This window comes from Isoptericola sp. NPDC060257 (assembly GCF_042726645.1).
In the GTDB taxonomy this organism is placed as follows: Bacteria; Actinomycetota; Actinomycetes; order Actinomycetales; family Cellulomonadaceae; genus Isoptericola; species Isoptericola nanjingensis.
In genome coordinates, this window is the sequence record NZ_JBHXAW010000517.1 from 1 (window position 1) to 1,000 (window position 1,000).

At 76.1% G+C, this 1,000-nt stretch carries 2 protein-coding genes; both read left to right on the forward strand.

The window, feature by feature from the left end; all coding sequences use genetic code 11:
• The first annotated feature begins 44 nt into the window (after positions 1-44).
• Positions 45-767, forward strand: a complete 723-nt coding sequence (locus ACFWEK_RS21805; RefSeq protein ID WP_430555406.1) for a hypothetical protein — start codon at positions 45-47, stop codon at positions 765-767.
• The coding region (locus ACFWEK_RS21810; protein WP_430555407.1) for a TetR/AcrR family transcriptional regulator at positions 751-1,000 on the forward strand (250 nt) is incomplete at its 3' end. The genes ACFWEK_RS21805 and ACFWEK_RS21810, both read left to right, overlap by 17 nt.

The following is a 1,000-nucleotide window of genomic DNA, read 5'->3' on the forward strand; positions in this document are numbered from 1 at the left end:
GGCCGGGTTGCATTATTGGAGTGCATGCTCCAACAATTGTCGGCGTGCCGACCCTGACCCCGTCCGAGGTGCGCCAGCCCCGCTGGGTGCCGCCGCTCGTGCTGCTCGCGACCGTCGCCCTCGGCGTCGTGCTGGGGTTCGCGCTCCCGCCGCTCGCCCGCTGGCTGCACGGGTTCCTGGAGGGCACCCCGCTGCCGAGCCTCGGCCCCGTCGAGCTCCTCGCGGGACTGCCCCTCGCGTGGTCGGTGCCGATCCTCGGCGGGCTGGGCGTCGTCGCCGGCGTCGTCCTGGCGCTCAGCACGGTCGGGGAGGCGCTGCGGCTGACGGTCGCCGACGACCACCTGGAGCACCGCACCGACGGCCGGGAGGGCTGGGTGGAGCGGACCGACGTCGCCGACGTCTTCCGCGACGGCCGGTACGTCGTCCTCCTCGGGGCGGCCGGCGCCCCGCGGGAACGGCTGGACGCGGACACGCTGCGGCGCGACGAGCTCCAGGCCGCGTTCGAGGCGCACGGCTGGCCGTGGCGTGACACCGACCCGCACGAGCACGCGTACGAGCGGTGGATGGACGGCCGGCCCGGGTTCTCGGCCGAGGAGCACGCCCTGCTGCGCCGGTGGCTCGCCGAGCGCAAGGACGCCGCGGCCGTCGCCGAGGTCGACGGGGCGCTCGCCGCCCACGGGCTCGCCGCGCGCGTCCGCGAGGACCGGCTGCAGGTGCGGCGGCTCGGCGTCGTGCCCATGAAGGACGCCCGTGGCGCGCAGGGTTGACCCGGAGCGCCACGAGGCGCGCCGCCTGCAGATCGTCGCGGCCGGGCTGACGGTGCTGGCCGAGCGCGGCTACGAGGGCGCGACGACCGCGGCGATCTGCCGCGAGGCGGGGATCGGGTCGGGGACGTTCTTCCACTACTTCGCCACGAAGACGGAGCTCGTCCTGGCGATCCTCGAGCTCGGCACCGCCGAGACGGTCGAGAAGGCGGCGGCCCTCGAGGGCCGCACCGACC